The 2,327-nt window shown below is 58.5% G+C and carries 2 protein-coding genes; one reads left to right on the top strand and one right to left on the bottom strand.

Annotated elements, in window-relative coordinates; translation table 11 throughout:
• Window positions 1–6 precede the first annotated feature (6 nt).
• A complete protein-coding gene (locus GY725_17070) occupies window positions 7–249 on the bottom strand; it encodes a hypothetical protein (protein ID MCP4005904.1) in 243 nt (80 codons plus the stop codon).
• Between the two features lie 180 nt (window positions 250–429).
• Between GY725_17070 and GY725_17065 the strand changes: the two genes are divergently transcribed.
• Window positions 430–1,767: a trigger factor gene (locus GY725_17065; protein ID MCP4005903.1), complete on the top strand. Its 1,338-nt coding sequence runs from the start codon at window positions 430–432 to the stop codon at window positions 1,765–1,767.
• Window positions 1,768–2,327: the final 560 nt, after the last annotated feature.

Below are 2,327 nucleotides of genomic sequence, written 5' to 3'. Positions count from 1 at the left end.
GTGCATTCAGATCGGAAATCTGATCCCTTTCCGATCGCGTGAGGTGAAGATATCCTGGCATGGCAACATCGCTTTCTTGTGTGACAACAAGCGGATATCAAATCCGCCGGCGATGTTGCACTTCACGTCTGAATTCACCGGATGCAGCTGGCGCTTCGCATCAATCTCCTGCACTGTCTTATCCCCGCGTAGCGCTTCAAGCGTTACAGCAGCCTTAAACTTGTCTGAAAAGTTCCGTCGCTTCGTCATTCTCGTATCCATTCATTCGAGTTGGAGACATCTTAGCACGCTGTCAAAATCTGCCGGACCACTTCAGATTGCCCTGAGGGCATTTCGGCTTGCATGGGACAATCGCTCACCCTAGAAGGGCGCGTGGATTTTTGCGGCCCCGGCGATACGCGTGCGCGGGTCAGGAGAGGACGACAGAACATGCAGGTTACCGAAACCCTGAATGAAGGGCTCAAGCGCGGCTACCAGATTACACTGACCGCTGCCGAGCTGGACGAGAAAGTCAACGAAAAACTCGTCGAGGCTCAGCCTGAGGTCGAGATGAAGGGGTTTCGCAAGGGCAAGGTGCCGATGGCCCTGTTGAAAAAGCAGTTTGGCCCCCGTGTGTTGGGCGAGGCGATGCAAGAGACCATCGACGGCGCGATGCAGCAGCACTTCGATGATAGCGGCGACCGCCCGGCGCTGCAGCCCGAAGTGAAAATGGTCAACGAGGACTGGAAAGAAGGCGACGACGTTGCCGTCGAGATGTCCTATGAGGCGCTGCCCGAGATCCCGGATTTCGACATGAAGACGCTGAAGCTGGAAAAACTGGTTGCCGCGACCGACGACGAGGCAGTTCAAGAGGCCCTGGGCAGTCTGGCCGAGAGCACGCAGAATTTCGAGGACCGCAAGAAAGGCTCCAAGGCCAAGGATGGCGATCAGGTGGTGATCGACTTCAAGGGCTCGGTCGATGGCGAGGAGTTCGACGGCGGCGCGGCAGAGGACTATCCGCTGGTGCTGGGATCGAACTCTTTCATCCCGGGTTTCGAGGAACAACTCGTGGGAACCAAGGCCGGCGACGACATCGAGGTCACGGTGACCTTCCCCGAGGAATATGGCGCCGAGAACCTGGCCGGCAAGGGCGCGGTCTTTGCCTGTTCGATCAAGGAAGTGAAAGAGCCCGTGGCCGCGGCGATCGATGACGAGATGGCCAAGAAGTTCGGTGTCGACGATCTCGACACGCTGAAGGGCCAGGTCACCGAGCGGCTGGAGGCCGAATATGCCGGTGCCGCCCGGGCAGTAATGAAGCGCAGCCTTCTGGACCAACTGGACGATGCGGTGGCGTTCGATCTGCCGCCGAGCCTGGTAAAGGCCGAAGCCGACCAGATCGCCCATCAACTGTGGCACGAGGAAAACCCCGATGTCGACGGCCACGACCACGCCCCCGTCGAGGCGACCGAGGAGCATACCGACTTGGCCGAGCGCCGCGTGCGTCTGGGTCTGCTGCTGGCTGAACTGGGCCGCAAGAACGAGATCAAGGTCAGCGACGCCGAGATGACCCAGGCGGTGATGAGCCAGGCTCGCCAGTACCCGGGACAAGAGCGCCAGTTCTTCGAGTTCGTGCAGCAGAACCCGCAAATGCGACAGCAGCTGCAGGCGCCAATCTTCGAGGACAAGGTTGTCGATTTCATCTTCGAGCTGGCTGATGTCAGCGAAAAGAAGGTGGGCAAGGACTACCTGCAAAAGGCCGTCGAGGCGCTCGAGGAAGACGACGAATAGAACAAACCCTGGGAGGAGGGGAAAGGCCACCTTTCGGGGCGGCCCTTTCTGTTCGGGCGAGGGCGAGGTTTCGTCGCGCCGCGATCTTCGAGGTAGTCGCAAGCCTATGCGCCTAGTGGATTGGCCCATTCAAAAGAGTCCGATTTAGGATTCCCTTTTGAACCGCGGCATGCGAGTCTTCAGCATGCGTACAGGACTATCTTTCACGGTTTTGGCGGCCGACCGTAAACGGCTTGAAGCGATCATTTCCGGTCTAAAACACCACAAAAGCATGTCTGGCGTGCGCGGATCGTATTGCTGAGCGCCGATGGCGTCGGGACACTGGGATCATGGCGGCAACCATTGCCCGGCAGGGCATTCCATAGACCTGTTTCACAATAGGGCCATTTCTGCGATTCTGGCCGCACTTTGGCCGTGGAGTTTGGGGAAATGGCGGTATTGAAGGTCTTGCGCGCACGTCCTGAGTTGTTTTTCCGCCTTTCGGGAATGCGTCTGGCGGACTTTGACGCTCTGGTTTTCGAGCTTCGCCCGATTTGGCTTGCCCAGGAGAAGCGACGTTT

The organism is bacterium (genome assembly GCA_024226335.1).
Lineage (GTDB): Bacteria > Myxococcota_A > UBA9160 > SZUA-336 > SZUA-336 > JAAELY01.
Note: the sequence above shows the minus strand (reverse complement) of the source record. Positions and strands in the feature narration are given on the sequence as shown.